Raw genomic sequence first — 26,556 nt, 5'->3', positions numbered from 1 at the left:
CCGTGGCCGTACGGGCGCGGGGCCTCAGCCCTTGCTGACCGCGTACAGGATCTCCGGGAGCTTGCGGGCCACCGTCGGCGCCGCCAGCCGCAGTCCCGACCAGGCGGCCAGGGTCCCCCAGGCGATGCCCACCGGCAGCACGATCCAGCGCAGCCCGTCGAGGCCGTCCGCCAGGCTCAGCCAGACCGTCAGCGCGATCACCGGCGCACTGATCAGCGTCGAGAACAGCATGCCGAGGCCGATGCCCGCCCACGCCAGACCACCCTGCCCGGGGGCGACGTTCTTGAAGGCGCCGTCCGTCGGGATGGAGTACGCGAAGCGCGCCGAGGCCAGCGCGCCCGTGCACAGCATCGAGCCCAGCAGCGCCAGCGCCAGCCCGAGCGCGGACGGGAAGCTGCCCCAACGGCCCACCAGGGCGGCCGTCACCACCGTGACCAGCACCGTGTACGGGACGGTGACCAGGCCCAGCGCGAGCGCGCGGGCCCGCAGTTCCTCGTAGGCGTCGCGCGGGGTCGAGATGGTCTGCGCGACCATCCAGAACGCCGAGGTGTCCTGACCGAACTGGTTGTACATCTGCATGCCGAGCATGCCCGCCCCGAAGCACGCCAGGTACACCGAACCGGTGCCCTGGAGTGCGTTGAAGACGGGGATGATCAGGCCGATCGCCAGCGCCGTCACCGTGGCCGACTTCGTCTTCGGGTCACGCACCAGGTACCGCAGCGTCCGCTGCATCACCGCGCCCGTGCGACCGACGGGCAGCCAGCCCCACGAACCGCCCGCGCCCCGCTCCTCGCGCGGCGCGGCCGAGGCGATCGTCGAACCGTCCGGGTTGACCATCAGGCTCGTCAGGCTCCGCTCCCAGAACCACAGCAGCCCGGCCAGGCCCGCCAGCGTCAGCGCCAGCTGGGCCAGCGCCACCCCGTACGCGCCCTCGCTCGCCGAGTCGACCATCCCGACGGCGGTCGCCGGCGGCACCCACCGCAGCACCGCCTCGGCCGGCTCCAGCTGCGCGAGGCCGCCCGTTTCGAACAGGCGCTGGCTCGCGAAGTTGGCCAGCTGCGCGCCGACCGCGATCACCAGGCCGCTGAGCAGGGCGAGGTCGCGCCCCTTGCGGCTGGACAGCAGTCGTACGTTCGCGGTCGCCGTGGCCCGGGCCAGGGCCACGCAGCCCAGCAGCAGCAGCGGGGCGCCCACCAGGGCCGCCACCACGCCCGCCGCGCCCCGCGCGACGGCCGCGACCGAGCCGATGGCCAGGCACAGCGTGAACACCGGGCCGATGCCGACCAGCGAGGAGGCCAGCAGGGCCCGTACGAGCGGACGCGGACGCAGCGGGAGCATCACGAGCCGGCTCGGGTCGAGCGTCTCGTCCCCGGCGGGGAAGAACAGCGGCATCACGGCCCAGCCGAGCGCCAGGATCGCGGCGAGGAGCACGACGACGGTGCCCGCCCGGTCGTGCCCGTGCAGCAGCGCCAGGCCCAGGGTGGCGAAGGCGCTGATGACGAGCGAGAAGACCAGGCTGGTGATCCAGACGGCCTTGCGCTTCGAGGAGCCCTTCAGCCCGTTGCGCATCAGGGACAGCTTCAGCCGGACGAACAGCGGCGTGAGCGCCACCTGCGGCGCTGCGGTGGTCGTGGCGGCGGGGGCGGTGGCGGTGGCGTCGGCGCTCATCGGGCGCCGCCCAGCCAGTCGAGGGAGTCGCCGTCGGCCCGGTCGCGGGCGCCGACGAGTTCCAGGAACGCGGCCTGGAGGGAGGGCGCGGAGCCGCGTACGTCGGCCAGCGGGCCCGCGGCGCGGATCTGACCGGCGGCCATGACGGCGACCCAGTCGCACAGCGACTCGACGAGCTCCATGACGTGGGAGGAGAACACGACGGTCGCACCGGAGGCGGTGTAACGTTCCAGCACTCCGCGGATGGTCTGCGCCGACACCGGGTCGACGCCCTCGAACGGCTCGTCCAGGAAGAGGACTTCGGGGTTGTGCAGCAGCGCGGCCGCCAGGCCGATCTTCTTGCGCATGCCCGTGGAGTAGTCGACGACCAGCTTGTGCTGGGAGCCCGCGAGGTCCAGCACGTCCAAGAGCTGCGTGGCGCGCTTGTCGGTCTCCTCGCCCGGCAGCCCCCGCAACCGGCCCATGTAGCCGAGGAGTTCCCGTCCGGAGAGCCGCTCGAACATGCGCAGCCCCTCGGGCAGGACGCCGATGCGCCGCTTCACCTCGACCGGATCGGCCCACACGTCGTGCCCGGCGACGAGCACCCGGCCCATGTCCGGACGCAGCAGACCGGTCACCATCGACAGGGTCGTCGTCTTGCCGGCGCCGTTCGGCCCCACCAGTCCGATGAACCTGCCCGCGGGCAGCTCCAGGTCGATCCCCCCGACGGCGATCTGCTCGCCGAACCGCTTCCAGAGGCCTTCCACCCGTACGGCGGCGGCCGGCGCGGATCGCGCGCCACCCGCCGTGTCCGTACCGTTCGTCGCCCCGCCCGTCGCATCACCCTGGTTCGGCATGCGCCTGCCTTTCGTCCTGTTCCCCGTGGTCCTGCTCTGCTCACCATAGGAGTCGGGGCGCGGGGGCAGTAGTTACGAATGTCATGAAGGCGCAGGTGGGCGGCGGGGAAGGGGAGTCGGGAAGAGCCGCGAGGGGCGTCGCGGTCCGCGCGGGAGGGGCCGTCGGGGAAGGACCCCGCGGGGGAAGGGGCCGTCGGGGTTCGCGGGGGAGGTCAGGGCTTGCGGCGGCCCCGGGCCGCGGCCGCCTCGCTGCCGCACGCGTACGCGAGGGCGTCGATCAGCTCCTCCGTGTCCGGCAGCCAGCGGTTCGCGGGCGTGGGCTTGCGCGCCCACTGCACCGGGCCCCGGCCGCCGAACCGGGTCGGAGGGGCCGCCACGTACTCGCCCTCACCGCGCGCCGCCAGATCGATCTGCGACGGCGACCACCCCGACTTGCGCACCAGGTCGGCCATCTTCACCCCGGCGCCCGGCAGGACGAAGAAGAGCATCCGGTGGTCGGGGGTCAGCATGACCGGGCCCAGGGTGCGCTGCATCCGCTCCAGCCGCGCCAGCGCCAGGAACCCGGCCGAGTCCGGGACGTCCAGCGCGTCGAAGGTCCGCCCCGTCGGCAACAGGATCGAGGCCTGCGGGTGCTTGCCCCAGATCCGGCGCACCCCCACGGCACTGCCCGACGCCAGCGAAGCCCAGTCCTTCACCGCCGGGTGCGCGCCCGGGGCGGGGCAGTCCACCGCCCCGCACGAGCACAACTCCCGGCCGTCGCCGGGCTCCAGCCACGTACCGGCGAAGACGTCCCAGTGCCGTTCTTCCACGTACCGCACGGCATGGTCCAGCAGCTGCTCGCCGCGCTGCTGGGGGATGGGCGCGGTCTCCGTGACTCCGATGGTCTCTTCCACGCCCTTCACAACTCCACCGTGCACCGTCGGTTACGGGCGTAAACCAGCCGGTGGGCGCTGCATCGATCCTGCATACGGGGCGCACCGGTGCACGCGTGGGGGCGCGTAGGAGGCCGGGGCGCGGTCGTTGGGTAACGACACGTCGCAGAGAGGAAGATTCTCCGCACTTCAGGCGGGAAGTGATCATTCCATCGCTCTCCCGTGGCTTCAGGGGGTTTTCAATGGCAGCCAGGCCTCTCGTCGCCCGTCAGCCGAACGAACGGCTGCAGGCGCTCATCCAGGAAGCCGGGTGCTCCAACGCCGGGCTCGCCCGGCGCGTCAACATGTGCGGGGCCGAGCACGGCCTCGATCTCCGCTACGACAAGACCTCCGTGGCCCGTTGGCTGCGCGGACAACAGCCGCGCGGCCGGGCGCCCGGGATCATCGCCGAGGCCCTCGGCCGCAAACTGGGCCGCACCGTCACCATCGACGAGATCGGCATGGCCAACGGCAAGAACCTGGCCTCGGGCGTCGGCCTCCAGTTCTCCCCGACCGTCCTCGGCGCCATCGAGCAGGTCTGCGAGCTGTGGCGCAGCGACGTAGGACGCCGCGACTTCCTGTCCGGGTCGAGCGTGGCCGCCTCCGCGCTCGTCGAGCCCAGCCGGGACTGGCTGATCACCGGGGCCGACCCGCAGGTGGCCCGCAGCGGCGGGGCGCGCGTGGGGATGTCCGACGTGGAGGCCGTACGGGCCACCACGCAGGCCCTGACCGAGCTCGACCACCGCTTCGGCAGCGGGCACGTACGGCCCGTGGTGGTGCACTACCTCAACTCGGTCGTCTCCGGCCTGATCGGCGGCTCCTACCGGGAGCCGGTCGGGCGCGCGCTGTTCGCGGCCGTCGCCCGGCTGACGGAACTGGCCGGGTACATGGCGGTGGACACCGGGCAGCCGGGGCTCGCCCAGCGCTACTACATCCAGGCCCTGCGCCTGGCCCAGGCCGCCGGGGACCGGGCGTACGGGGGCTACGTCCTCGCCGCGTCCATGAGCCACCTCGCCGCCGAGCTGGGCAACCCGCGCGAGATCGCGCAGCTGGCGCGGGCCGCCCAGGAGGGCACGCGCGGACAGGTCACCCCCCGGGTCGAGGCGATGTTCTACGCCGCCGAGGCGCGCGGGCACGCGCTGCTGGGCGACGGCCGGGCCACGGCGGTGCTGTCCGGGCGGGCGGTGACGGCGCTGGAGCGGGCGGAGCCGGAGTCCGGCGACGACCCGGTGTGGATCCGGCACTTCGACCAGGCCTACCTGGCGGACGAGCTCGCGCACTGCCACCGGGACCTCGGCCAGGCCGAGGCGGCGGGCCGGCGCGCCGAGGAGGCGTTGCGCGGCCTGCCCGAGACGAAGGCGCGCCGGCGGGCGATCGGGCTGCTGTTGCTGGCCTCGTCGCAGGTGCAGCGGCGGGAGGTCGAGCAGGCCTGCCACACGGCGACGAAGGCCGCCGAACTGCTGGGCACGCTGCGCTCGCGCCGGGGCGCGGAGTACCTGGACGACTTCCGGACGCGCCTGGAGCCGTACCGGGAGGAGGCGTCGGTGCGCGAGTTCGGGGCGCGGCTGGAGGTTCAGCCGGTCTGACGTGTCCACGGGGCGACCGGGTAGCGTGACCCGTCGGCCGCTCGGGTTCCCGGCGGCCGTCGGAGAAGGCGAGAGGGAGTCTCGGTGACCGAGTACGGACAAGGGGGCGTCCATCGGCCCGGCGTCGGGGAACCCGGCGCCGAGCAGAACGGGCCGCCGCCCCCCGGGTACGCGTACCCACCGCCGCAGTACGACCAGCAGGACCCGAACGGGCCCGCGTACGGCTACCCGCCGGCGGGCCACGAGGGCCCCGGCGCCCCGCACGGCTACGGCTACCCGCCGCTGCCGGACGGGGCAGCGCCGTACGTCCCGCCGGTCCCCGCCGACCCGAACGCCGCGCCGCCGCAGCCGTCCGTCCACGAGGCGGCGACGCAGTACATGTCCCCGGTCCCGGGCGGTGCTCCGGTGGGTGCCCCGCCGCCGTACGAGGCTCCCGCCCACGCGGCGACGCAGCTCATACCCCCGGTCCCGGGTGGCGGTCCGGTGGGTGCCCCGCCGCCGTACGAGGCTCCCGCCCATGCCGCGACGCAGTACATCCCGCCGGTCCCGGGCGCCGGTCCGCACGACGCGGCGACGCAGCTCATACCCCCGGTCCCGGGCGGTGGTCCGGTGGGTGCCCCGCCGCCGTACGAGGCTCCCGCCCACGCGGCGACGCAGTACATCCCGCCGGTTCCGGGCGCGGGGCCGCACGACGCGGCGACGCAGTACATCCCGCCGGTCCCGGGCGCGGGTGCGCACGAGGCGGCGACGCAGCTCATACCCCCGGTCCCGGGCGGTGGTCCGGTCGGGGCCCCGCCGCAGTACGAGGCTCCCGCCCACGCCGCGACGCAGTACATCCCCCCGGTCCCGGGCGCCGGTCCGCACGAGGCGGCGACGCAGTACATCCCGCCGGTTCCGGCGGGCGCGGGGGAGGCGGCGACGCAGCTCATCCCGCCGATCCCGGCCGGGCCGGTCGGCCCCGCGCAGCCGTTCGCGGCCCCGGGGCAGGCCGCCCCGCACGAGGCGGCCACGCAGTACGTCCCGCCCGTTCCGCCCGCGTCCGGCGGTCCCGCGGTCGGGGACGGGTTCGACGCGCTGTTCCGGGACTCCGCCGGCGACACCGGCGGCGGGCACACCCCGCCCCCGACGCCCGTCCACGAGGCGGCCCCGCCGCGCCGGACGCCGCCCCCGGCGCCCCCGCAGCGCCGCGCGCAGCCGAACCGCCGGTCCCAGCCCCCGCAACAGCCGCCGCACCCGCAGCGGTACGCGCCCGCGGAGCCCCCGCCGGGCCCCGCGCCCGCGCGCCGGATCCCGCCCGCCGTCATCGCGGCAGGGGTGTTCGGGCTGGCCGTGGCCGGGCTCGGGGTGGGCGCCCTGCTCAGCGACGGCAAGGCGCAGAACACCGACCCGGGGGCGGTGGCGCCGGTCGCCTCGACCTCGTCCGGTTCGGCGGCCGGCGCGGCCGACGCCCCGGCGGCGTCGGATCCGGCGCGTCCGCAGGCCGTCCAGCTCGACAAGCTGCTCGCGGACAGCAACGACAGCCGGGCCTCGGTGATCAAGGCCGTGGACGACATCAAGGGGTGCGACAACCTCGACCAGGCGGCGCAGGACCTGCGCGACGCCGCCCGTCAGCGCCAGGAGCTGGTGACCCGGCTCCAGGAGCTCAAGGTCGACAAGCTCCCGGACCACGTGAAGCTGTCGGCGGCGCTGACGAAGGCCTGGCGGTCCTCGGCCGCCGCCGACAACAGCTACGCGGCCTGGGCGGAGGACGTGGACGACAAGGGCGGCTGCAAGGACGGCAAGGCCAAGCCGACCGACAACGCGGCCGACGGCAACCGGTCGAGCGGTGAGGCGACCAAGGCGAAGGAGCAGGCGGCGAAGATGTGGAACACGATCGCGGCCAAGTACGGCCTGACCAGACGGGACACCTCGCAGCTGTGAGCATGCGCTCCGCGTTCGGGCGGATCTTCGGCTTCGAGCAGGGCCCCGGCTCGGTCCCCGGCCCGGTGGACCCGGACGCGGGCCCCGACGCGACCGACGGGGAGGGGCCCTCGCCCTCCGAGCACGTCGCGACGATGAGCCGCAACATGGCGAAGGCCCCGGACTTCAGCCACGAGGGCATACAGGCGCTGGGCGATCCCGTGCCGATCATGGTCGGCAACAGCGGCGACACCCTGCTGGAGCTGTGGCTGGAGCCCTTCGGCCAGGACTACTGGCTCCGGCCCGGGGAGACCTTCGTCGTGACCTCGTACGGGGAGCGGGGCCCGTCGGCGTTCGAGATCCACCACGAGCCGGGGCGGATCCAGGTGTGGGCGACGTCCTGGTTCGCCACCGTCAGCTTCCCGGACGGGACCGAGGTCCCCGGGGGCCACCAGCGGCCCCGCGAGGACTACTACGAGGCCTGACGGGCGGCCGGGCCTCCCGTCGGCCCGGCCGCCCGGCGGTCACGTCGAGCGGGGTGCCTGCTCCAGGGTCGAGATCATGTCCTGGGGCTGCTCGCCGGGCTGGGCCACGAGCCGGCCGGCCTGGACGACCTGGAAGGTGACCCGGCCGTTGACCAGGCGCGGGAAGCCGGCCACGGCCCGCATGTCCTGGTAGCGCCAGCTCAGGTCGGGGGTGAGGCCGCCGGTCTTGACGCCCTCGGACCGGTTCAGTTCCCGCGCGAGCTTGCGGGCGGTGACGTCCTCGTCCTTCCCGAAGTGCCGCACGACCTCGTTCAGCACGCTGTACGCGATCCAGGTGGTCTGCGCGCCGCTGTCGTCGGCGTCGACGGTGTCGTCGCCGAAGGCCTGCTCGGAGATGACCTTGCGCATCGGTTCCCACAGCGGGTCGCCGGCCACCGGGTACCAGCTGGTGACGTAGGCGCCCTCGAAGGGGCTCTCCTTGCCGCCGGTGCGGTCGACCAGGGACTGGCTGACGCTGCCGAGGACGGAGGAGATCTGCGGGTTGCGGCGCATGCTCTCGCTCGTGCGGCGGAAGGCGTCGAAGAAGGTCTCGGTGCGCGAGCCGAGCACGGCCGTCACGCAGCTCCGGCCGTCCTTCGGCGCGTCCTTGGCGGTTTCCTTCGCGGCGTCCTTGGGAGCCGTCGTGTCCTTGGCCGCCGGGGACGGGTCCTTCGCGGCGGGGTCCTTGGCGGGGTCCTTCGGGGCGGCGGCGGGCGCGGCCGGGCCGGCGAGGGCCTCGCGCGCCTGGGGCATGAGGTCGGCGGCGTCCTCGGCGGCCCGTACGTCGTTGGCCTCCGGGATCCTGTTGGCCTTCAGGCCGGCGTTCAGCAGCACCGGCATGGAGTCCCCGGCGAGGGTGTCGGGGCGGACCAGGGTGACCTGGCCGCAGACCCGGCCCAGCTGGTGGCCGGAGCCCGCGAGGAGGGCGGGCTGTCCGCCGTTGACGGGGTAGGACAGCGTGCTCTGGAACTCCTCCGCGGAGACCCCGTAGCCGCCGATGAAGGGGATGCCCTCGGCCTCCAGCGGGGCCATGAAGGCACGTCCGTGCTGGCTGTAGGAGCCGACGACGGCGACGGCCTTCTCGGCGATCGCCTTGCGCGCGCAGTCCGCGGCGCCCGTCGGGGTGTTCTTCTCGTTGCAGGTCAGGACGCGGAGCTTGCGACCGCCGACGCCGCCGTTGGCGTTCACCCAGCGCTCGTAGGCCTTGGCCATGCCGGGCATTCCGGGCATGTTGGTGGCCTTCGTGTCGATGGGGGCGAAGGTCATGACCGTGAGGGTGTCGCCGGAGGCCCCCGGGCCGCCGGTGAACACCCCACACCCGGCGGTGAGGCAGACGCCCAGTGCCGTGGCAAGAAGGGTGCGGGAGAAGGCAGTTGCGCGTTGCCGATGGGTCATGTCCACCGACCCTTCCGCCCGCCGGGGAACTGAAGAGTGAGGTGTACACAACATTCGGTGACGTGCAGGTGAATTGCGGGGGGCTCCGGCGCGCGGGTGCCTGAAGATCGTTCCCATCGGGAACGTACGATCGAAAGCGTGACATTCGCCCAAGGTTCGAAGAACTCTTCCCGCCGCGGCGGCCGCTCCACCACCATGGGCGGCATGCCCCTGAACGACATGCCGTGGTGGCGCTGGCGCGCGAACGTGCGCTCGGCGCTGCACATGCTCTCCGACCCGGTGTTCCAGGAAGAGGTCTGGCTGACCGGCGCGGAGGGCTACGGCGACGTCACCGACGCCGTGTACCGCCTCGTCGAGGACACCTGGCTCGACAGCTGGTCCGCCGAGAAGTACGTCGGCACGATCTTCCGCGACTCGCAGGAGGCCGCCACCGTCGACGTCGCCGTGCTGCGGGTGCTGCGCATCCTGCACCAGGTCGGACCCGACGCCCCCGTCTCCGCGTACCTGGAGCACCACGCCTGGCCCGAGGCGGTCCGCGCGGCCCGCGAGGCGCACGTACGGATGGCGACGGCGGACGGCGACGACCCGGACGGGGCCCCCCGCTCCGTGGAGGTCCTGCGGATCCTCACCGGCGCGGTGTGACCCGCGCGGTGTGAAAGGCTGTGCGGTCATGAGCGACCACCCGCGGCCCCAGCCGCAGCAGTACGTCCTGACCCTCTCTTGCCCGGACAAGCAGGGCATCGTGCACGCGGTGTCCAGCTACCTGTTCATGACCGGATGCAACATCGAGGACAGCAGGCAGTTCGGTGACCACGACACCGGGCTCTTCTTCATGCGCGTCCACTTCTCGGCGGACGACCCGGTGACCGTGGACAAGCTGCGCGCCAGCTTCGCCGCCATCGGCGACTCCTTCAGGATGGACTGGCAGATCCACCGTTCCGACGAGCGCATGCGGATCGTGCTGATGGTCTCGAAGTTCGGACACTGCCTCAACGACCTGCTGTTCCGCTCGCGGATCGGCGCGCTGCCCGTGGAGATCGCGGCGGTCGTCTCGAACCACACCGACTTCTCCGAGCTGGTCGGCTCGTACGACATCCCCTTCGTGCACATCCCGGTCACCAAGGACACGAAGGCGGCGGCCGAGCGGCAGCTGCTGGAGCTGGTGCGCGAGCGGGACGTCGAGCTCGTCGTCCTCGCCCGCTACATGCAGGTGCTCTCGGACACCCTCTGCAAGGAACTGAGCGGCCGGATCATCAACATCCACCACTCCTTCCTCCCGAGCTTCAAGGGTGCCAAGCCGTACCACCAGGCCCACGCGCGCGGTGTGAAGCTGATCGGTGCCACGGCGCACTACGTGACGGCCGACCTCGACGAGGGCCCGATCATCGAGCAGGAGGTCGAGCGCGTCGGCCACGAGGTCACGCCCGACCAGCTGGTCGCCATCGGCCGTGACGTGGAGTGCCAGGCGCTGGCCCGCGCGGTGAAGTGGCACAGCGAGCACCGCGTCCTGCTCAACGGCACGCGCACGGTCGTCTTCGCCTGACGCCCGCCCCGCCGTGCGGCCCGCCCGGACACCGGGCGGGCCCGGACCGGCGGGCGCGGGGCCGGCGACCGGCGGGCCGTCGGGCGTGGGGATCGCGGGCGCGCCCGGGCACGCGCCGGGGACCGTGCGCGGACCGGTTACGCGTCCGGGGCCTCGACCCCGCAGTACGCCGCGAAGGCGGTCAGGATCTCGTCCTCGCTGATGCGCCCGTCGCCGTCGGTGTCCAGCGCCGCCGCGACCGGTCCGGCCACCTCGGCCGGGGTGCCCAGGACGCGCAGGACGCGGGCCGCGCCCGCCGGGGTGGTGCCGCGGCCGTCCTCGTCCGCCACCGCGATCACGGCCGCCAGGAACGGCCGGGCGATCTCGGCGAACCGCCGCGGGTTGTCCCGCAGCCGCTTCGCCGCGCCGGTGACGAACTCCTCGCGGGACACCCGCTGGTCCCCGTCCACGTCGGCGATACCGGCCATGCCCTGCCAGAACGCCTCGGCGCCGTTGAAGACGGCCTGACCCTTGTCCGAGCGGGCGGCGGTGGCGAATTCGCTCAGCACGGCCCTCGCGGCGGTACTGAAGTCCTCCCGGTCGATATAGCCGGACCCGTCCTGGTCGAAGGTGGCGAATCGGGCGGCGATCTTGCGCTCGTATTCTGCGCTGTCCATGTTCGGCGTTCCGCCTTCACGTGTGCGATGGGTTGCGGTGGGGGTGCAGTTCAAGACAGGCAGGAGCGTAAGCCCTTCGTGGCCTGCGCGTTAAGCGAAGTGGTCGGAGAGGTGGCCGCATCGAACCCGCGCACGGGGAGCGCGGCGGGGCGCGTACGTGTGTTCCCCCGGGCGGACGCGCGCCCGTCCGGGCGCGCGCCGGTGCCCGAAGTGCCGTGCCGGGCGCCGAAGGTCGGGCAGGATCCGGAAGGGGCGGGCCTAGGGCCTGTCGTCAAACTCCTGTCGTCGCCCGTAGGGCGGCCCTGCGGCGGCTGGTGCGTGCTCTCGGCGTGCCGGGCGGAAGCACGTGTACCGGTCGTACTCGGTCTTTCGCCCGGTGCGGCGAGAGTGCGTGCCAGGCGTCGCGGGGCAGGCGGGAGTTTGACGACAGGGCCTAGCACGCCGGCCACTCCTCCAGGGTGAGGTTCGGCCAAAACAGGCGCGTCAGGGTGGGTGCGGACTACATTCGACGGGTCGACACATGGCTGGGGGCACGATGGCGAAGGATGTTCCACCGCGCTGGGACCGTCGTATGCAGCAGCGCCTCGCCCGCGGGGAGGCCGCCGCGCTCGGCGAGCTCTACGACCGGTTCGCGTCGCTCGTCCACAGCCTGGCGCACCGCGTGTTGGGCGACGAGAAGGCCGCCGACCGGATCACCCGCGAGGTCTTCGGCTACATCTGGGAGAACCCGGACGCCTACGACCCCAAGCAGGGCTCCATGCGCTCCTGGGTCGCCCGCATCACCCAGGGCCAGGCCGTCGCCCGGCTGCGCCAGGCCGAACTGGGCCGGGGATCGCGCGAGGAGCTCGAACAGAAGGTGCGCAGCGCCAACGCGGCGGCCCGCGCCGACTACATCGTCACCTCGATGCCCGCGCCCCTGCGCGCCGCCCTGGAACTGGCCTATTTCAAACGCCGTGACTACCGGCAGGCCGCCGCCGACCTCAAGATCAGCGAGGACGAGGCGCGGCGCAGGCTGCGGCTCGGCCTCCAGCTGTTGTCGACCGCCAACCTCCTTCCCCGGGAGGACGACGCGCCGCCCGGGTACGGCCCCAGCGGATATGGAACGCCCCGATGACCGGCCCTTCCGAAGACACCCCCGACGACGCGTACGAGCGGCCCCCGGTCGGTCCCGCGCGGATACCGGGCCCCCGGGCGGCCGGCGACGACCTGGCGCCGCCGCCGACCACCCCGATGCCGCCGACCCCGACCACCCCGACCCCGACCCCGGCCGCGCCGGACCCGACGCCCGCGACCCCTTCGGCGTCCGTGTCGGAGCCGCCCTCGCACGCCGTGCTGAAGTCCCTGCTCGGCGCGTGGGCGCTGGCCGCCTGCTCCGCCGAGGAGACCCGGGCGGTCGAGGACCACCTCACCGAATGCGCGCCCTGCGCCGAGGAGGCCCTGCGGCTGCGGGACGCGGTGGGGCTGCTGCACCCCGAGGAGAGCCTCGACCTGAAGCCGCTGCTGCGCTCGCGGGTGCTGGAGGACTGCCTGGGCAAGCGTCCGGCGCGGATCCCGGTACCGGTGTGGGCGAGCCCGTACGACACGGAGACGGCGCGGCTCGACGCGCTGCTGCGGGACTTCGGGGACTCCGAGTGGCACACGCCGGTCCGGCTGAAGTGGTTCGAGGAGGAGGAGCGGCGTACGCACCGGACCACGGTGGCGGGCGTGATCGGTCACCTGATGACGGTGGACGGGCTGGTGGCGACGGCGCTGGGCCTGGACGATCCGTTGGGTCCGCAGGCGCCGCCGGGCGGGCCCACGGACCGTACGGAGCACTTCTGGAGCTCGTTGCCGCACCCGCCGACCCGACGGGTGCGCACGCCGTGGCGGGAGCAGGGGCACACCCTGGTCCGTACGGTCTCCTTCGCGGGCCGGGGCGTGGCGGAACTGGCCGTGGACTACGGTGCGTTCGCGCTGCCGCTCGGGGACGCCTTCCTGGAGCGGGCCTTCGAGTGCTGGGTGCACGCCTGGGACATCGCGGACGCGGTGGACTACCCGTACGAGCCGCCGTCGGGTCCGCACCTGAACCGGATGATCGACCTCGCGGCGCGGTTGCTGCCGGGCGCGCTCGCGCAGCGGCGACGGGCCGGGCTGGCGGCGCCGGCGCGCGGGCTGGTCGCGGCGGGGGCTCCGGGGCGGACCCTGCACCTGGAGATCGAGGGCGCGGGCGGCGGTGGTTGGGACATCGCCCTGGACTCGCCGGCGGCGCGGCCCTCGCGGGAGCACACGGTGGCGGAGGTGGCCCTGGACGGGCTGGAGTTCTGCCAGTTGGCGGCCGGGCACATCTCCCCGGAGGAGGCCGCGGCGGGTCAGATCGGCGACCGGGAGGCGATCCGTGACGTGCTGTTCGCGGCGGCCTCGCTGAGCCGGCTGTAGGCCGTCCCTTCCGGACCCGGCCCGCCGGTACGGGTCCGCCCCGCGCGGGAGCGGACCCGTACGGGATCGGCCCGGACCCGAACGGGACCGGCCCGGACCCGAACGGGACCGGCCCGGACCGTGTCGGCCCGGACCTTGTCGGCCGGCCCCGCGCGGGGTCAGGCGTACCGTTCGCGCAGGCGGTACTTGAGGACCTTGCGCAGGGCCTCGTTGCGGGGCAGCGCGTCGACGATTTCGAGCTGTTCGGGCAGCTTGTGGGGGGAGAGCCCCTGCGCCCGCAGGTGGGCGGTCAGCTGCGGCAGGGTGAGCGGGGCGGCGCCGGCCGGCTGTTCCACGACGGCGCAGACCCGTTCGCCGCGTTCCGGATCGGGCAGGCCGACGACGGCGACGTCGCCGACTCCGGGGAGACCGTGCAGGAGGTCCTCGATCTCCTTCGCGGAGATGTTCTCGCCCTTGCGGATGATCACGTCCTTGGCGCGTCCGGTGAGGACGAGGTAGCCGTCGGCGGTGAGGTGCCCGAGGTCCCCGGTGATCAGGTAGCCGTCGGAGTCGAAGACCTCGGTCGAGGGGTCCTGGTTCAGGTAGCCCCGGCAGACGGCCTCGCCGCGCAGTCTGACCTCGCCGTCGGTGTGCGGGGGCAGGGGGGAGCCGTCGGGGGCGGTGATGCGGATGGACATGCCGGCCGGGGGGCGGCCCTCGGTCGTGGCGAGGTTCTCGGGGGTGTCGTCGGGGGAGCCCATGGTGATCATGGGGACCTCGGTCATGCCGTAGCCGTGGGTGAGCCGGCACCCCAGTTCGCGGACGACCGCGTGGTAGATCTCGGGCGGTTTGGGGGCGCCGCCGCCGGCGAGCAGGCGCAGGCTCGGTATGAGCTTCGTGGTGGGGTCCTTGCGCTGTTCGGTCAGGAACATCGAGTAGAAGGCGGTGGAGCCGCCGGCGACGGTGACGCCGTGGCGGCGGTAGCCGGCGAGGGCGTCCGGCATCGCGAACCTCTCGAAGAGGACCGCCGGGAAGCCGTACAGCAGCAGCATCACCGTGTAGTCGGGGCCGGCGATGTGGGCGAAGGGGAAGGCCATGGAGCCGACGTCGTCCGGTGTCAGGCGCAGGGCGTCGGCGAGGCAGGAGCCGCCGGCGATCAGTGAGCGGTCGGTGTGCAGGACGCCCTTGGGGTCGGAGGTGGTCCCGGAGGTCCAGTAGATCCAGCGGACGGCGGTGCCGTCGGCGGGGGGCGGGGGCAGGACGGTGGGGTCGCCGTCCGGGAGGGAGGCGTAGGCCTCGAAGATCCCGCGGGCGCCGAGGCGCTCGGCCATCGCGGTGTGGTCGTGGCCGCGCCAGACGCCGGGGACGGCGAAGAACTCGGCCTTCGACTCGCGCAGGGCGAAGCCGACCTCGCGGTCGCGGTAGAAGGGGATGACGGGGGACTGGACGGCCCCGATCCGGGCCAGGGCCAGGGAGAGCAGGACGGTCTCGATGCGGGTCGGGAGCTGCCAGGCCACGACGGTGCCGGGGCGCACGCCCATGTCGTGGAGGCCGGCGGCGACGCGTTCGGCGCGCTCGCGCAGGGCGCCGAAGGTCAGGGTGCGGTCGTCGGCGGGGTCGTCGGCGGCCTCGATGAGCACCGGGACGTCGGGGGTGAGGTCGGCCCGGTGGGCGACCAGTTCCCACAGGGTCGCGCGGCGGAGCGGCGGCGGGCCGCCTCGGTTCGCGGTGTCCGTCATCGCGGTCCTCCCTCGATGCACACAACTGACGGTTGGTCAGATCAGGCGGAGAGCGTAGGGCGCCGACGCTTGTCGGTCCAGGGGTGGCGGGGCTAGCTTGTTTCTGACGACCCATCAGATGCGGTCGGATTGGGGAGACCATGGAACTGCCTCGGATCATCAGCGTCGACGACCACGTGATCGAGCCCGCCCACCTCTTCGACGTCTGGCTGCCGGCCAGGTACCGCGACCGCGGCCCCAAGCCCCTCACCGCCGGCATCGGCGAGCTGGAGTACGTCGGCGGCAAGTACGTGATCTCCATGGACCCCGACGGCCCGCCGACCGACTGGTGGATCTACGAGGACCTGAAGTTCCCGTACAAGCGCAACATCGCCGCCGTCGGCTTCGACCGCGACGACATGACCCTGGAGGGCATCACGCGCGAGGAGATGCGGCGCGGCTGCTGGGACCCCAAGGCGCGCCTGCTCGACATGGACCTCAACCACGTCGAGGCCTCGCTGTGCTTCCCCACCTTCCCGCGCTTCTGCGGCCAGACCTTCGCCGAGGCCCACGACAAGGAGGTCGCCCTCGCCTGCGTCCGCGCCTACAACGACTGGATGGTCGAGGAATGGTGCGGCGACAGCGGCGGTCGGCTGATCCCCCTGTGCATCATCCCCCTGTGGGACATCGACCTCGCCGTCGCCGAGATCCGCCGCAACGCGGCCCGCGGCGTCCGGGCCGTCACCTTCTCCGAGATCCCCACCCACCTCGGCCTGCCCTCCATCCACTCCGGCCACTGGGACCCCTTCTTCGCCGTCTGCCAGGAGACCGGCACCGTCGTCAACATGCACATCGGCTCCTCCTCCCAGATGCCCGCCGCCTCCCCGGACGCCCCGCCCGCAGTCCAGGCCGCCCTGAGCTTCAACAACGCGATGGCCTCGATGATGGACTTCCTCTTCAGCGGAGTCCTGGTGAAGTTCCCGACGCTCAAACTCGCCTACAGCGAGGGCCAGATGGGCTGGATCCCCTACGCCCTGGAACGCGCCGACGACGTGTGGCGCGAACACCGCGCCTGGGGCGGGGTCCGCGACCTGATCCCCGAACCGCCGTCCTCGTACTACTACCGACAGATCTTCTGCTGCTTCTTCCGCGACAAGCACGGCATCGCCTCGCTGGACGTGGTCGGCCGCGACAACGCCACCTTCGAGACCGACTACCCGCACGTCGACTCGACCTTCCCGCACACCAAGGAGGTCGCCCTCGACCACGTCAAGGGCCTCGACGACGAGACCGTCTACAAGCTGATGCGCGGCAACGCCATCCGCATGCTGGGCCTGGACCTCGACCGGGACCGCTGATGGACCTCACCCACACCGAGGAGGAAGAGGAGTTCCGGGCCGAGCTGCGCGCCTGGCTCGCCGAGGTCCTTCCCGGGCTGCCCGCCAGACCGTCCCCCGACGACTGGCCCGGCCGGCGCGCCTACGACGCCGGCTGGCAGCGCAGGCTCCACGACGCCGGCTACGCGGGCCTGCACTGGCCGGTCGACGCCGGCGGGCGCGGCGCCACCCCGACCCAGCACCTGATCTTCCTGGAGGAGACCGAACGCGCGGGAGCCCCGTACGTCGGCGCGAACTTCGTCGGCCTGCTGCACGCCGGACCGACCATCGCCGCCGAGGGCACGCCCGCACAGCGCGCCCGCTGGCTGCCGCCCGTCCTGCGCGGCGACGAGGTCTGGTGCCAGGGCTTCAGCGAACCCGAAGCCGGATCCGACCTGGCCGCGCTGCGCACGCGCGCCGTCCGCGACGGCGACGACTACGTGGTCACCGGATCCAAGATCTGGACCTCGCACGCCGAGGTCGCCGACTGGTGCGAGCTGCTGGTCCGCACCGACCCGACGGCCCCCCGGCACCGGGGCATCTCCTGGCTGGCCCTGCCGATGGACGCGCCCGGCGTCACCGTCCGGCCCCTGCGCACCCTCGCCGGCTCCACCGAGTTCGCGGAGGTGTTCCTCGACGAGGTCCGCGTCCCCGTCGCGAACCGCGTCGGGGAGGAGAACGACGGCTGGCGCGTCACCATGGTCACCCTCTCCTTCGAGCGCGGCACCGCCTTCGTCGGCGAGGTCGTCGCCTGCCGGCGCACCCTCGCCGCGCTCGCCCGCACGGCCAGGGCCAACGGCCGCTGGGACGACCCGGTGCTCCGCCGCCGGCTGGGCCGCCTGTCGGGCGAGTTCGGCGCGCTGTGGCGCCTCACGCAGTGGAACGTCGCCGAGGCGCAGCGCACGGGCGGCGTCCCCGGGACCGGGGGCAGCGTCTTCAAGCTGGCCTACTCCCACGCGCGCCAGGAGCTGTACGAGGCCGCCGCCGAGGTGCTGGGCGCGGACTCCCTCGCGCTGGACGAGGAATGGGTCCTCGACCGCCTCTCGTCCCTGTCGTACACGATCGCGGCGGGCACCTCGCAGATCCAGCGGAACATCGTCGCCGAGCGGATCCTCGGCCTCCCGAAGGGGCGGTGAGCGGCATGGACTTCCAGCCGACGCGCGACCAGCTCGACCTGCGGGCGGGCGTACGGGACCTGCTGGCGGGCCGCTTCGGGCGCGAGGAGCTGCGGGCCCGCCTGGACTCCGGCGGGGCCCTGGACCGGAAGCTGTGGCGGGAGCTGGGCGCGGCCGGCCTCTTCTGCCTGCGGCTGCCGGAGGAGGCGGGCGGGGTCGGGCTCGGCCTGCCGGAGGCCGTCCTCGTCTTCGAGGAGGCCGGGCGGGCGCTGCTGCCGGGCCCGCTGGTGGCCACCCACCTGGCCGCCGGACGGGTCCCGGGCGCGGCCGAGGGGACGGCGGTGGTCACGGCCCACGACCTGGACGGGCCGCTGGTCGCGCACCTGGGCGAGGCCGACGGGGTGCTGGGCACGGCCCCCGGGCCGCTCCCGCCCGGCGAACGGGTCCGCTCGGCGGATCCGCTGACCCCGCTGTACGCGGTCGCGCCCGCGGACGCGGAGGCGGGCGCCCCGGCACCGGCGGACCGGGAGGCGGGCGCCCTGCTCACGGCGGCCCTCCAGGTCGGGAGCGCGCTGGCGACGCTGGACATGGCGGTGCGGTACGCCGGCGAGCGCGAGCAGTTCGGCCGGCCCATCGGGGCCTTCCAGGCGGTGGGGCACCTGTGCGCGGGCATGCTGGTGCGGGCGGAGCTGGCGCGTACGGCGGTGTACGCGGCGGCGGTCACGGCGGACCCGGCGGAGATCGCGGCGGCCAAGCTCCTCGCCGACGGGGCGGCCGTGGAGGGTGCCCGGGACTGCCTCCAGGTGCACGGCGGGATGGGCTTCACCTGGGAGGCGGACGTCCACCTGCACCTGAAGCGCGCGTGGGTGCGGGCGCGGCAGTGGCGTACGGCGGCGCAGGCGGAAGAGGCGTTGGCGCGTGCGCTGATCGACCCGGAGGTGGGTGAGGAGGGGTAGCAGCCTGTTACGAGAAGGCACGGGAGGGACGACGCGGGACGCATGTCCGATTACAGAGAGTTGATATCGGTTTGTGTCCTTCGCGCGCCTCGATCCGGGCCGGAGGCAGGGGTGTGCTCCGGTACGCTCCCACGAATGCGAGCGGTTGAGCGGCGCGAGCGTCGCACAGTATGCACCACGCCTACTCCTTCGCGCTGGAATATGCCCGAAGCGCTTGTTGTGGTGACTGTATGTCAACCATGCTGCTCGGCAAGGGGGTCACGGTCGGTGATCCCATCCTGTCGCGAGGCGAAGTGTCCGCCGGTTCGGATGGTGTGAGCGGTGCAGGTGCTTCAGGTACAGCTTGAGGTAGGACCGGACCCCGCCGAGGTCGGTCGGGCCCGGCGATGGGCCCGCTCCAGGCTGGCGGGGTCGGGGGTGGGGGAGGACGAGCCGCTCGCGGAGACGCTCATCCTGCTGATCTCCGAGCTGGTCACGAACGCGGTCGTGCACACGGGCTGTCCGGCCGTGCTGCGGATGCTGTTCGGCGGGCCGGGCGTGCGGGTCGAGGTCGCCGACACGAGCGACCGGGCCCCGGCGAGGCGACAGGCCGCCGGGGACGACACCGGCGGGCGGGGGCTGGAGCTGGTGGACGGTCTCGCGGACCGGTGGGGGTGGCAGCGCGAGGGTGCGGGCAAACGCATCTGGTGCGAGGTCGACCGGGCGGTGGCCCCCCAGGCCCCGGCGGCGGTCGCGGCGGTCGCGGGGCTCGCGACCGACCCGGAGGAAAACTTTGCCCGGTGCCGGGAACCGCGGGTGTACCTCTAACGAGGTGTTGACGGTTCGTCACATGTTGATCACCCTGGTGGTGAGCGATTCGTCGCGAGGGGACGCCAAGGGTCCTGTGCCTTGACGAGTGCGGGTCGTGGGGTGGCGGCTGCCGTGCCGCGCTCGGGGCGTGCACGAACGCACGCCGCCACCCGCAGGTCCTCGGTCAGGTCCCCGATCCGGTCCGGATCGGCGACGGACGACGGACCGGCGCCGCTGTCGGTGCCCGTTCGTACGATGATCGCCATGGCAGACATCTACGAGCTGGAACTCGCCCTGGACCTCGACGCGTCCACCCCCGAACCGGTGCTCGCGCGGCTCCGCACCCACCTCACGCCGTGGCCCGAGATCGACGGGGACGAGTTCGACGGGGACGAGTTCGGCGAGGACGGGTTCGACGGGGACGGCGTCCCGCCCCACCCGCTCGCGGAGTTCGACGCGGACGACGAGGCGTTCGAGGGCGCGTACGACCCGGACTACCGGGTGCTCGCCCTGCGCGGGGAGGCGTACAAGGTCGGCGGGACGCTGCACGCCGCGCTGGAGCCGACGGAGCGCGGCCTGCGCCTGACCGCCCGCCAGGAGTTCCACGTCGAGAACCGCCCGGAGGTGCGGGCCCTCCTCGCGCTGCTGGCTCCGCACGTGGTCTCTCCGACGGGCCCGGTGGGCGGGCTGCGCTGGTACGAGGACGACGAGGCGCACCCGCTCGTCCTGGACGCCGAGGGCGGCATCCGGCTGCCCTGAGGACCCCGGGGCGGCGCCGCGGGCGGCACGCGGGCGGGCATGTCGGTCATATGACCATTCACCGTAGGAGGGTCTTGCCGGGCGCCATCGGAGTGAAGGGCCGTTCCCCGGGTGCCGCGTGCGGGGTTGAAGCGGTCACGCGCTCGTTTCCCGGCGCGTCGACGAGATTCCTAGGAGAGTCATGCGTATCCGTTCTGCCCTGACGTCCTCTGTCCTGGCCGCCGGCATCCTGCTGGGCGGTGCCGGCGCCGCGCTGGCCGACGGTGGTGTCGAGATCGGCAAGTTCGCCGGTGGGCACGCGCAGTTCGCGCACACCTGCTCCGCGGCCGCGGCCATCCCGCGCCAGGTCGGCCCGGTTTGGACCTCGACCTGCGCCGGCGAGGGCGAGAAGGAGTGGGCGAAGGCCTACCACCTCGGCGCCTGACGACCGCGCCACGCGAAGGGGCGGTCGACGTTCGCGTCGACCGCCCCTTCGTGCCGGGCGGGGGCACGGGGGTGCCCCCGGCCCGGGGGGTGGGGGTCGGGGGCACCGGTCGGGGAGGGCGGTCAGGGGTGGTCAGGGGTACGGGTCAGCAGGGGCGGATGTGGTAGACGGGGGTCCAGGAGGCGGTTCCGGAGTCCTTGGCGACGTTGGACCAGCGTTCGCTGCCGTCCGAGTTGTAGAAGCGGGCCCGGGTGCCGGAGGTCTGGTTGTTGTTGAAGGTGCCGTTGCCGATGCCGTTGAAGTCGTAGTAACCGCACCGGTAGTAGTCGTAGTTGACGCCGCGCCCGTCCACGATGCACAGGTGGCCGTTGTTGCAGGCCAGGGCGGTTTCGGGGGAGGCGAGGTCGCGGGTTTCGGCGCGGCCCGGGACGGCGAGGGTCACGGTGCCGCCGGCGGTGGCGAGCCTGTTGGCGGAGACCTGGCGGGCCTGGGGGTCCTCGGTGAGGAAGGCGTCGACCCGCTCCTGGAGTTGTCCGGCCTGGCGGTCGGTGAGACCCGCGGCCCGCGCCTGCTCGGCGTAGGCGATCCGCTGGTCGGTCGGGGTGGCGGTCGAGGCGTGGGCGGACAGGACGGGGCCCGCGATCAGGGCCGCTGTAGCGGTCATGATCGCCAGGGTCTTGCGCGCTGACATGGTGGTTCCCCTCTGCGTCGGCGACCGGAGGGCCTTCGTGCGCGACGTGCGCCGGCCCGGTGTCGCGGCCCATCCTTTCGAAGGCGGCGCGGCACATGAAGGGCGTAATCGGTCGCGATGGGGGTCTTCTGGGCTTACCACCCATACCGTCCCACCCCACCAGCCTCACGCGTCTCGCACGTCTGTGCGCGTGCCTCGGTGTAAGGGGCAACGGTTTTGCCGCCCTGGCGTGCGCGTTCCCCCCGCCCCCACCCCTCCCCGCCCGCCCGCCCCGCCCGAGTGGCGCGAAACAGGGCGAAGGGGTCGGGAACGGGGCAGGGGTGCGGGGGCGCGGTTCCCTCGTGTGGGGGATGGTCCGTCTCGGGAGTTTCGAAGTAGTTTGAAAGACATGACCGCCGAGAACGCCGCAGTGAACTTCTCCGAGCTGGTGAACAAGAACAGGCAGACGCTGGCCCGCCTGAAGGAGTCGTCGCGGCTGGTCCTGCACCGCAGGGACGGTGAGGATCTCGTCCTCACCACCGCCGCCCGCGCCGAACAGGACAGGACGGTGGTGTCGGCCGCCACGCGCATGCTGGCGGCGATGGCGCGCCGCGAGCCGGGCAGCGCGGAGCTGCTCCTCGACATCCTGCCCGACGCGTTTCCGTGGGTGCGGTTCCTGCCGGAGCCCGACGTGCACGCCTTCGCCGTCGAGCTGGTGGACACGATGAGGGCGGCGGACTCGATCGGGAACAGCGCGTCCGTCGCCCAGATGCTGATCGCCTGGCAGCACACCGCCGAGGTGCACTCCGACCCGGAACTCCTCGCCGCCCTGACGGCGGACCACGACGCGGACTACGGCTCCGTGCCCGATCCCCGGGACGTCGTGTGAGCGTGGGCCGCGGCGACCGCGCCGCACCGCCGGCGCCCCACCTCGTGGACCTCGCGCGGGTCACCTGCTGGATCACCTTCGCCGGTACCGGGCACCCGCGGGCCACCGACGGCTGACCCCGCCGCTCCGTGCCGCCGTCCCCGGGGTCAGAGGAGGGCCACCGGGGAGACCGGGGTGCCCGTGGCGCCGACGAAGGGTTCCGGCATCGCGGACAGGAGGAAGGAGTGGCGGCGCGCTTGCGCACAGGCTGTGGACAGCGCCTCCAGGTTCCAGTTCTGGCCCTGGTGCATGCCCATCTCGACGAGGTCCAGCGCGTGCACCGGGAGCCACAGGTTCTCGATCTCCGGCGGGAAGATCTCGAAGGTGAGGGTGTCGTTCGCGACGGCGGCGACGTCGCGGGCGTGGAACCACTGCGGGGTGCGCACCGACAGGCCCGGTGACGGGAAGCCGTAGCCGTGCCGGTCGCCCGCCAGGTAGACCTGGACCTGCCCGGTGCGGACCAGGACGACGTCGCCCGCCCGGACCGTGACCCGGCCGAACTCCTCCGCCTCCGCCAGGTCCTCCGGGGTCACCGAGTGGGCGCCCGGGAGCCGGTCCAGGCCCTTGGCGCGGGCCACGTCCAGCAGGACGCCCCGCGACACGACGGGGGTGGCCTTGTCGATGCCGCTGAACTCGGCGCGCCCGTGCGCGGTGATCGTGGACGCGGGGCGGCCGTTGTAGATGCGGCCCGAGTGGGAGACGTGCGTCAGGGCGTCCCAGTGGGTGCCCGACTGGAGGCCCATCGTCACGGCGTCGTCGCTGCACGCCACCGTCCCCGGGCCGAACAGCTCCTGGTTGATCTGCACCATCGTGTGCAGCGGGTTGATCCGCCCGGGGATCAGCCCCGCTTGCACCCCGTCCTCCTTCAGGGGGAGGGCCAGGGGGATCCGCAGGCCGTCGCGGACCTCGGCGGCGGCGGCCCGCACCACCTCCGGCGTGATCAGGTTCAGGGTCCCGATCTCGTCGTCGGCACCCCAACGACCCCAGTTGTTGACGCGTTTGGCGATGTCGTGGAACTCGGGGGGCAGGGACACGGTTCCCATCAACTCCTGTGTGTGCGAGGGCCACTGTCGACGGCCGCTGCCGGCAACCGCTGCCGACAACCGATGCCGACCGGGGCTTGTGCCGCGGCATCCGACTGGTCATAGAATCTAACGGACCGTCAGAAAACGCGGGAAGGGGCCGGACGTGGGGAACTTCTTGGCAGACAAGGTCGTCGCCGTCACCGGCGCCGGCCGGGGCATCGGCCGCGCGGTGGCACTCGCCGCCGCCGCCGAGGGCGCCAGGGTCGTCGTCAACGACTACGGCGTCGGGATGGAGGGCAACGCGCCCAGCAGCGAGGTCGCCGACGCGGTGGTCAAGGAGATCCTCGCCGCCGGGGGGCAGGCCGTCGCCGTCGCCGACGACATCTCCACCATGGCCGGCGGCCAACGCGTCGTCGACACCGCGCTCGCCCACTACGGCCGCGTCGACGGGGTCGTCTGCGTGGCCGGCATCCTGCGCGAACGGATGCTCTTCAACATGTCCGAGGAGGAATGGGACCCGGTCCTCGCCACCCACCTCAAGGGCACCTTCACCCTCTTCCGGGCCGCCTCCGCCGTCATGCGCCGCCAGGGCGCCGGCACCCTCATCGGCTTCACCAGCGGCAACCACCAGGGATCCGTCGCCCAGGCCAACTACAGCGCCGCCAAGGGCGGGATCATCTCCCTCGTCCGCAGCGCCGCCCTCGGCCTGCACAAGTACGGGGTCACCGCCAACGCCGTCGCCCCCGTCGCCCGCACCCGGATGTCCGCCAACGTGCCCATGGAGCTCAAGGAGATCGGCGAGCCCGAGGACGTCGCCGCCCTCGTCACCTACCTCCTCAGCGACCGCGCCCGAGGCGAGGGCATCACCGGTCAGGTCTACACGATCGCCGGACCCAAGATCGCCGTCTGGGCGCAGCCCCGCGAACTGCGCGCCGGCTACGCCGAGGGCCCCTGGACCCCCGAGCGGATCGCCGACTTCCTGCCCGGGACCGTCGGCACCGACCCCATGCCGATGCTCGCGCAGCTCGAAGCCATGGCCAAGGCGGCGGCCGCCAAGGACCGCCCCAACGCGTAGGGGGACCCGGTGGACTTCAGCTTCGGCCCCGAGGCCGAGGAACTGCGCCCCCGCGCCCGCGCGTGGCTCGCGGAGCACCTCGTGGGCCCCTACGCGCGCGCCGTCGGCCTCGGCGGACCCGGCGGCGAACACCAGGAGGTGGCCCTCCGCCGCGCCTGGGAGCGCGAGCTGGGCCGCGGCGGCTGGATCGGCCAGGGCTGGGACCTGCCCGACGGAACGTACGGCCGGCAGCGGCTCTCCCTGACCGGACAGGTCGTGTGGGCCGAGGAGTACGCGGCGGCGCGCGCACCCGGCCGGGTCGGTCACATCGGCGAGAACCTCCTCGCCCCCACCCTGATCGCCTACGGCAGCCCCGAGCAGCGGGCCCGCCACCTGCCCGGCATCGCCCGCGGCGAGGAACTGTGGTGCCAGGGCTACAGCGAACCGGACGCCGGGTCCGACCTGGCCGGCGTCCGCACGAGCGCCGTGCGCGACCGGGGCGACGGGCTGCCGCGCGTCACCGGACAGAAGATCTGGACCTCGCTGGCCCGCGAGGCCGACTGGTGCTTCGTCCTGGCCCGCACCGAGGCCGGCTCGCGCCGCCACCGGGGCCTGTCCTTCCTGCTCGTACCGATGGACCAGCCGGGCCGCGTCGAGGTCCGGCCGATCCGCCAGATGTCGGGCACGGCCGAGTTCAACGAGGTCTTCTTCGACGGGGCCGTCGCCACCGACGTGGTCGGCGGCGAGGGCAACGGTTGGTCCGTCGCGATGGGACTGCTCGCCCTGGAACGCGGCGTGTCCACCCTCGTCCAGCAGATCGGCTTCGCCGCCGAACTGGAGCGGGTCCTCGCCGCCCACGCCGCCTCCCCCGCCCCGGACCCGGTCCTGCGCGAGGAACTCGTACGGCAGTGGGCCGAGCTGCGCGCCATGCGCTGGAACGCCCTGCGCACCCTGGGCCGCGCCGGGGACGCGGGGGCGCCGAGCGTGGCCAAGCTGCTGTGGGGGCGCTGGCACCGCCGGCTCGGGGAGCTGGCCGTGGCCGTGCGCGGGGCGGCGGCGACGGTCGGGCCGGACCCCTGGTCGGCGGAGGTCCCGTACGGGTCGGGGCTCGACGAGGCGCAGCGGCTCTTCCTGTTCACCCGCGCCGACACGATCTACGGCGGCTCGGACGAGATCCAGCGGAACATCATCGCCGAGCGGGTGCTCGGCCTGCCTAAGGAGTCCAGGTGAGAGGCGTCGTGTTCGACGGCAAGCAGGCCCGGGTGGTCGCGGACCTGGAGATCCGGGAGCCGGGGCCGGGGGAGGTGCTGGTCGCGATCCGCGCGGCCGGGTTGTGCCACAGCGACCTGTCGGTGATCGACGGGACGATCCCCTTCCCGCCCCCGGTGGTGCTCGGGCACGAGGGCGCGGGGGTGGTGGAGGCGGTCGGCGCGGGGGTCTCCCACGTGGCGCCCGGCGATCACGTGGCCCTGTCGACCCTCGCGAACTGCGGGGCCTGCGCGGACTGCGACCGGGGGCGGCCGACGATGTGCCGCAAGGCGATCGGGATGCCGGCGCGGCCGTTCTCGCGGGGCGGGCGGGAGCTGTTCCAGTTCGCCTCCAACTCGGCGTTCGCGGAGCGGACGATCGTCAAGGCCGTGCAGGCGGTGCGGATCCCCGAGGACATCCCGCTGACCTCGGCGGCGCTCATCGGCTGCGGGGTGCTGACGGGGGTGGGGGCCGTGCTGAACCGGGCCAGGGTGGACCGGGGCGAGACGGTGGTGGTCATCGGCACCGGGGGCATCGGGCTCAACGTGCTCCAGGGCGCGCGGATCGCGGGGGCGTCCACCATCGTGGCGGTGGACGCGAACCCGGCGAAGGAGGCGGTGGCCCGGCGGTTCGGCGCGACCCACTTCGTGGACGCCTCGGCCGTGGCCGACACCTCGGCGGCGGTGCGCGAGATCCTGCCGACGGGCGCGGACCACGCCTTCGAGTGCGTCGGCGACGTCCGGCTGATCCGGCAGGCCGTCGACCTCCTGGACCGGCACGGGCAGGCGGTCCTGCTGGGCGTGCCGGGCTTCAAGGAGGAGGCGTCCTTCCTCGTGTCGTCCATGTACCTGGACAAGACGATCATGGGTTGTCGGTACGGGGCCTCGCGCCCCCAGCGTGACATCGCGCTGTACGCCGACCTGTACCGGCGGGGGAGGCTGCTGCTGGACGAGCTGGTGACGGAGGTCTACCCGGTGGAGGACTTCGCGAAGGCCGTGGACGACGCCCACCACGGTCGGGTGGCCCGGGGGGTGCTCACCTTCTGACGGCGCACGCGCGCGAGCCCGGCCCGGTGGGACGAC

General features: G+C 73.4%; 25 protein-coding genes. 17 read left to right on the top strand and 8 right to left on the bottom strand.

The genetic code is table 11. The features are described 5' to 3' along the window. Positions 1 to 24: 24 nt before the first annotated feature. The 3 genes from AB0D01_RS14225 to AB0D01_RS14215 form a co-directional block, all read right to left on the bottom strand. Positions 25 to 1,668 carry a transporter gene (locus AB0D01_RS14225; protein WP_363055436.1) on the bottom strand — a complete coding sequence of 548 codons (1,644 nt, stop codon included), beginning with the start codon at positions 1,666 to 1,668 and terminating at the stop codon, positions 25 to 27. Next, on the bottom strand, positions 1,665 to 2,504 hold the full coding sequence (locus AB0D01_RS14220) for an ABC transporter ATP-binding protein (protein ID WP_363055435.1): 840 nt from the start codon (positions 2,502 to 2,504) through the stop codon (positions 1,665 to 1,667). Before AB0D01_RS14220 ends, AB0D01_RS14225 begins: the two co-directional genes overlap by 4 nt. A gap of 212 nt (positions 2,505 to 2,716) precedes the next feature. Beyond that, the gene (locus tag AB0D01_RS14215) at positions 2,717 to 3,397 is read right to left on the bottom strand and encodes a bifunctional DNA primase/polymerase (protein WP_363055434.1); all 681 of its coding nucleotides are present in this window, start codon (positions 3,395 to 3,397) and stop codon (positions 2,717 to 2,719) included. A 221-nt stretch (positions 3,398 to 3,618) separates the two neighbouring features. Here AB0D01_RS14215 and AB0D01_RS14210 point away from each other — a divergent pair, with 221 nt between their 5' ends. From AB0D01_RS14210 to AB0D01_RS14200, 3 genes are all read left to right on the top strand, one after another. Next, the gene (locus AB0D01_RS14210) at positions 3,619 to 5,001 is read left to right on the top strand and encodes a transcriptional regulator (protein WP_363055433.1); all 1,383 of its coding nucleotides are present in this window, start codon (positions 3,619 to 3,621) and stop codon (positions 4,999 to 5,001) included. Between the two features lie 84 nt (positions 5,002 to 5,085). Then, positions 5,086 to 6,921 (top strand): hypothetical protein, encoded by a 1,836-nt coding sequence (locus AB0D01_RS14205; RefSeq protein WP_363055432.1) that lies wholly within the window; start codon positions 5,086 to 5,088, stop codon positions 6,919 to 6,921. Next, the gene (locus AB0D01_RS14200; protein ID WP_363055431.1) at positions 6,918 to 7,385 is read left to right on the top strand and encodes a hypothetical protein; all 468 of its coding nucleotides are present in this window, start codon (positions 6,918 to 6,920) and stop codon (positions 7,383 to 7,385) included. Before AB0D01_RS14205 ends, AB0D01_RS14200 begins: the two co-directional genes overlap by 4 nt. 39 nt (positions 7,386 to 7,424) lie before the next feature. On the opposite strand, the gene AB0D01_RS14195 is transcribed toward AB0D01_RS14200, so the two are convergent. Then, positions 7,425 to 8,819 (bottom strand): ABC transporter substrate-binding protein, encoded by a 1,395-nt coding sequence (locus AB0D01_RS14195; RefSeq protein WP_363055430.1) that lies wholly within the window; start codon positions 8,817 to 8,819, stop codon positions 7,425 to 7,427. A gap of 195 nt (positions 8,820 to 9,014) precedes the next feature. Here AB0D01_RS14195 and AB0D01_RS14190 point away from each other — a divergent pair, with 195 nt between their 5' ends. After that, entirely contained in the window at positions 9,015 to 9,461 is a 447-nt protein-coding gene (locus tag AB0D01_RS14190) for a hypothetical protein (RefSeq protein ID WP_363055603.1), read from the top strand. A gap of 28 nt (positions 9,462 to 9,489) precedes the next feature. Then, positions 9,490 to 10,362, top strand: coding sequence for a formyltetrahydrofolate deformylase (purU, locus tag AB0D01_RS14185; RefSeq protein ID WP_363055429.1), 873 nt, complete (start codon positions 9,490 to 9,492; stop codon positions 10,360 to 10,362). Positions 10,363 to 10,499: 137 nt separating this feature from the next. On the opposite strand, the gene AB0D01_RS14180 is transcribed toward purU, so the two are convergent. Further along, the gene (locus tag AB0D01_RS14180) at positions 10,500 to 11,018 is read right to left on the bottom strand and encodes an EF-hand domain-containing protein (protein WP_363055428.1); all 519 of its coding nucleotides are present in this window, start codon (positions 11,016 to 11,018) and stop codon (positions 10,500 to 10,502) included. 535 nt (positions 11,019 to 11,553) lie between these two features. Between AB0D01_RS14180 and AB0D01_RS14175 the strand changes: the two genes are divergently transcribed. Then, positions 11,554 to 12,132, top strand: coding sequence for a sigma-70 family RNA polymerase sigma factor (locus AB0D01_RS14175; protein WP_363055427.1), 579 nt, complete (start codon positions 11,554 to 11,556; stop codon positions 12,130 to 12,132). Further along, positions 12,129 to 13,433 carry a zf-HC2 domain-containing protein gene (locus AB0D01_RS14170; RefSeq protein ID WP_363055426.1) on the top strand — a complete coding sequence of 435 codons (1,305 nt, stop codon included), beginning with the start codon at positions 12,129 to 12,131 and terminating at the stop codon, positions 13,431 to 13,433. The genes AB0D01_RS14175 and AB0D01_RS14170 overlap by 4 nt, the downstream gene beginning before the upstream one ends. A 158-nt stretch (positions 13,434 to 13,591) precedes the next feature. Here AB0D01_RS14170 and AB0D01_RS14165 read toward each other — a convergent pair whose 3' ends face one another. Further along, complete coding sequence (locus AB0D01_RS14165) at positions 13,592 to 15,151, bottom strand: AMP-binding protein (RefSeq protein ID WP_363055425.1); 1,560 nt, start codon at positions 15,149 to 15,151, stop codon at positions 13,592 to 13,594. 140 nt (positions 15,152 to 15,291) lie between these two features. On the opposite strand from AB0D01_RS14165, the gene AB0D01_RS14160 reads away from it, so the two are divergent. The 6 genes from AB0D01_RS14160 (at position 15,292) to AB0D01_RS14135 (ending at position 20,549) form a co-directional block, all read left to right on the top strand. Beyond that, the gene (locus AB0D01_RS14160; RefSeq protein ID WP_363055424.1) at positions 15,292 to 16,488 is read left to right on the top strand and encodes an amidohydrolase family protein; all 1,197 of its coding nucleotides are present in this window, start codon (positions 15,292 to 15,294) and stop codon (positions 16,486 to 16,488) included. Continuing rightward, positions 16,488 to 17,642, top strand: coding sequence for an acyl-CoA dehydrogenase (locus AB0D01_RS14155; protein WP_363055423.1), 1,155 nt, complete (start codon positions 16,488 to 16,490; stop codon positions 17,640 to 17,642). The genes AB0D01_RS14160 and AB0D01_RS14155 overlap by 1 nt, the downstream gene beginning before the upstream one ends. 5 nt (positions 17,643 to 17,647) lie before the next feature. Continuing rightward, positions 17,648 to 18,577, top strand: a complete 930-nt coding sequence (locus tag AB0D01_RS14150) for an acyl-CoA dehydrogenase family protein (RefSeq protein ID WP_363055422.1) — start codon at positions 17,648 to 17,650, stop codon at positions 18,575 to 18,577. Positions 18,578 to 18,898: 321 nt separating this feature from the next. Then, complete coding sequence (locus AB0D01_RS14145) at positions 18,899 to 19,384, top strand: ATP-binding protein (protein ID WP_363055421.1); 486 nt, start codon at positions 18,899 to 18,901, stop codon at positions 19,382 to 19,384. Positions 19,385 to 19,630: 246 nt separating this feature from the next. Continuing rightward, positions 19,631 to 20,125 carry a hypothetical protein gene (locus tag AB0D01_RS14140; protein WP_363055420.1) on the top strand — a complete coding sequence of 165 codons (495 nt, stop codon included), beginning with the start codon at positions 19,631 to 19,633 and terminating at the stop codon, positions 20,123 to 20,125. Positions 20,126 to 20,306: 181 nt separating this feature from the next. Next, complete coding sequence (locus AB0D01_RS14135) at positions 20,307 to 20,549, top strand: hypothetical protein (RefSeq protein ID WP_363055419.1); 243 nt, start codon at positions 20,307 to 20,309, stop codon at positions 20,547 to 20,549. A gap of 145 nt (positions 20,550 to 20,694) precedes the next feature. Here the strand turns inward: AB0D01_RS14135 and AB0D01_RS14130 are convergent, their stop codons facing one another. After that, positions 20,695 to 21,240 (bottom strand): hypothetical protein, encoded by a 546-nt coding sequence (locus tag AB0D01_RS14130; protein WP_363055418.1) that lies wholly within the window; start codon positions 21,238 to 21,240, stop codon positions 20,695 to 20,697. 388 nt (positions 21,241 to 21,628) lie between these two features. Here AB0D01_RS14130 and AB0D01_RS14125 point away from each other — a divergent pair, with 388 nt between their 5' ends. Further along, a complete protein-coding gene (locus AB0D01_RS14125) occupies positions 21,629 to 22,108 on the top strand; it encodes a hypothetical protein (protein ID WP_363055417.1) in 480 nt (159 codons plus the stop codon). 146 nt (positions 22,109 to 22,254) lie between these two features. Here AB0D01_RS14125 and AB0D01_RS14120 read toward each other — a convergent pair whose 3' ends face one another. Then, positions 22,255 to 23,181: a cyclase family protein gene (locus AB0D01_RS14120; RefSeq protein ID WP_363055602.1), complete on the bottom strand. Its 927-nt coding sequence runs from the start codon at positions 23,179 to 23,181 to the stop codon at positions 22,255 to 22,257. Positions 23,182 to 23,335: 154 nt separating this feature from the next. Here AB0D01_RS14120 and AB0D01_RS14115 point away from each other — a divergent pair, with 154 nt between their 5' ends. From AB0D01_RS14115 to AB0D01_RS14105, 3 genes are read left to right on the top strand one after another with little or no spacing between them, the layout of a single operon-like run. Continuing rightward, a complete protein-coding gene (locus tag AB0D01_RS14115) occupies positions 23,336 to 24,247 on the top strand; it encodes an SDR family oxidoreductase (RefSeq protein ID WP_363055416.1) in 912 nt (303 codons plus the stop codon). Between the two features lie 9 nt (positions 24,248 to 24,256). After that, positions 24,257 to 25,456: an acyl-CoA dehydrogenase family protein gene (locus AB0D01_RS14110; protein WP_363055415.1), complete on the top strand. Its 1,200-nt coding sequence runs from the start codon at positions 24,257 to 24,259 to the stop codon at positions 25,454 to 25,456. Continuing rightward, positions 25,453 to 26,520: a Zn-dependent alcohol dehydrogenase gene (locus AB0D01_RS14105; RefSeq protein ID WP_363055414.1), complete on the top strand. Its 1,068-nt coding sequence runs from the start codon at positions 25,453 to 25,455 to the stop codon at positions 26,518 to 26,520. Before AB0D01_RS14110 ends, AB0D01_RS14105 begins: the two co-directional genes overlap by 4 nt. Positions 26,521 to 26,556 lie beyond the last annotated feature (36 nt).

It is taken from the genome of Streptomyces sp. NPDC048606, from assembly GCF_040650855.1.
In the GTDB taxonomy this organism is placed as follows: Bacteria; Actinomycetota; Actinomycetes; order Streptomycetales; family Streptomycetaceae; genus Streptomyces.
This window is presented reverse-complemented; position numbering and strand designations above follow the sequence as displayed.

Coding starts and splice junctions, on each gene's coding strand:
- AB0D01_RS14190 (WP_363055603.1), top strand. CDS start 9,015: ATGGGCGGCATGCCCCTGAACGACATGCCGTGGTGGCGCTGGCGCGCG.
- AB0D01_RS14125 (WP_363055417.1), top strand. CDS start 21,629: ATGACCGCCGAGAACGCCGCAGTGAACTTCTCCGAGCTGGTGAACAAG.
- AB0D01_RS14155 (WP_363055423.1), top strand. CDS start 16,488: ATGGACCTCACCCACACCGAGGAGGAAGAGGAGTTCCGGGCCGAGCTG.
- AB0D01_RS14225 (WP_363055436.1), bottom strand. CDS start 1,668: ATGAGCGCCGACGCCACCGCCACCGCCCCCGCCGCCACGACCACCGCA.
- AB0D01_RS14165 (WP_363055425.1), bottom strand. CDS start 15,151: ATGACGGACACCGCGAACCGAGGCGGCCCGCCGCCGCTCCGCCGCGCG.
- purU (WP_363055429.1), top strand. CDS start 9,490: ATGAGCGACCACCCGCGGCCCCAGCCGCAGCAGTACGTCCTGACCCTC.
- AB0D01_RS14170 (WP_363055426.1), top strand. CDS start 12,129: ATGACCGGCCCTTCCGAAGACACCCCCGACGACGCGTACGAGCGGCCC.
- AB0D01_RS14130 (WP_363055418.1), bottom strand. CDS start 21,240: ATGTCAGCGCGCAAGACCCTGGCGATCATGACCGCTACAGCGGCCCTG.
- AB0D01_RS14160 (WP_363055424.1), top strand. CDS start 15,292: ATGGAACTGCCTCGGATCATCAGCGTCGACGACCACGTGATCGAGCCC.
- AB0D01_RS14220 (WP_363055435.1), bottom strand. CDS start 2,504: ATGCCGAACCAGGGTGATGCGACGGGCGGGGCGACGAACGGTACGGAC.
- AB0D01_RS14135 (WP_363055419.1), top strand. CDS start 20,307: ATGCGTATCCGTTCTGCCCTGACGTCCTCTGTCCTGGCCGCCGGCATC.
- AB0D01_RS14175 (WP_363055427.1), top strand. CDS start 11,554: ATGGCGAAGGATGTTCCACCGCGCTGGGACCGTCGTATGCAGCAGCGC.
- AB0D01_RS14195 (WP_363055430.1), bottom strand. CDS start 8,819: ATGACCCATCGGCAACGCGCAACTGCCTTCTCCCGCACCCTTCTTGCC.
- AB0D01_RS14150 (WP_363055422.1), top strand. CDS start 17,648: ATGGACTTCCAGCCGACGCGCGACCAGCTCGACCTGCGGGCGGGCGTA.
- AB0D01_RS14180 (WP_363055428.1), bottom strand. CDS start 11,018: ATGGACAGCGCAGAATACGAGCGCAAGATCGCCGCCCGATTCGCCACC.
- AB0D01_RS14210 (WP_363055433.1), top strand. CDS start 3,619: ATGGCAGCCAGGCCTCTCGTCGCCCGTCAGCCGAACGAACGGCTGCAG.
- AB0D01_RS14140 (WP_363055420.1), top strand. CDS start 19,631: ATGGCAGACATCTACGAGCTGGAACTCGCCCTGGACCTCGACGCGTCC.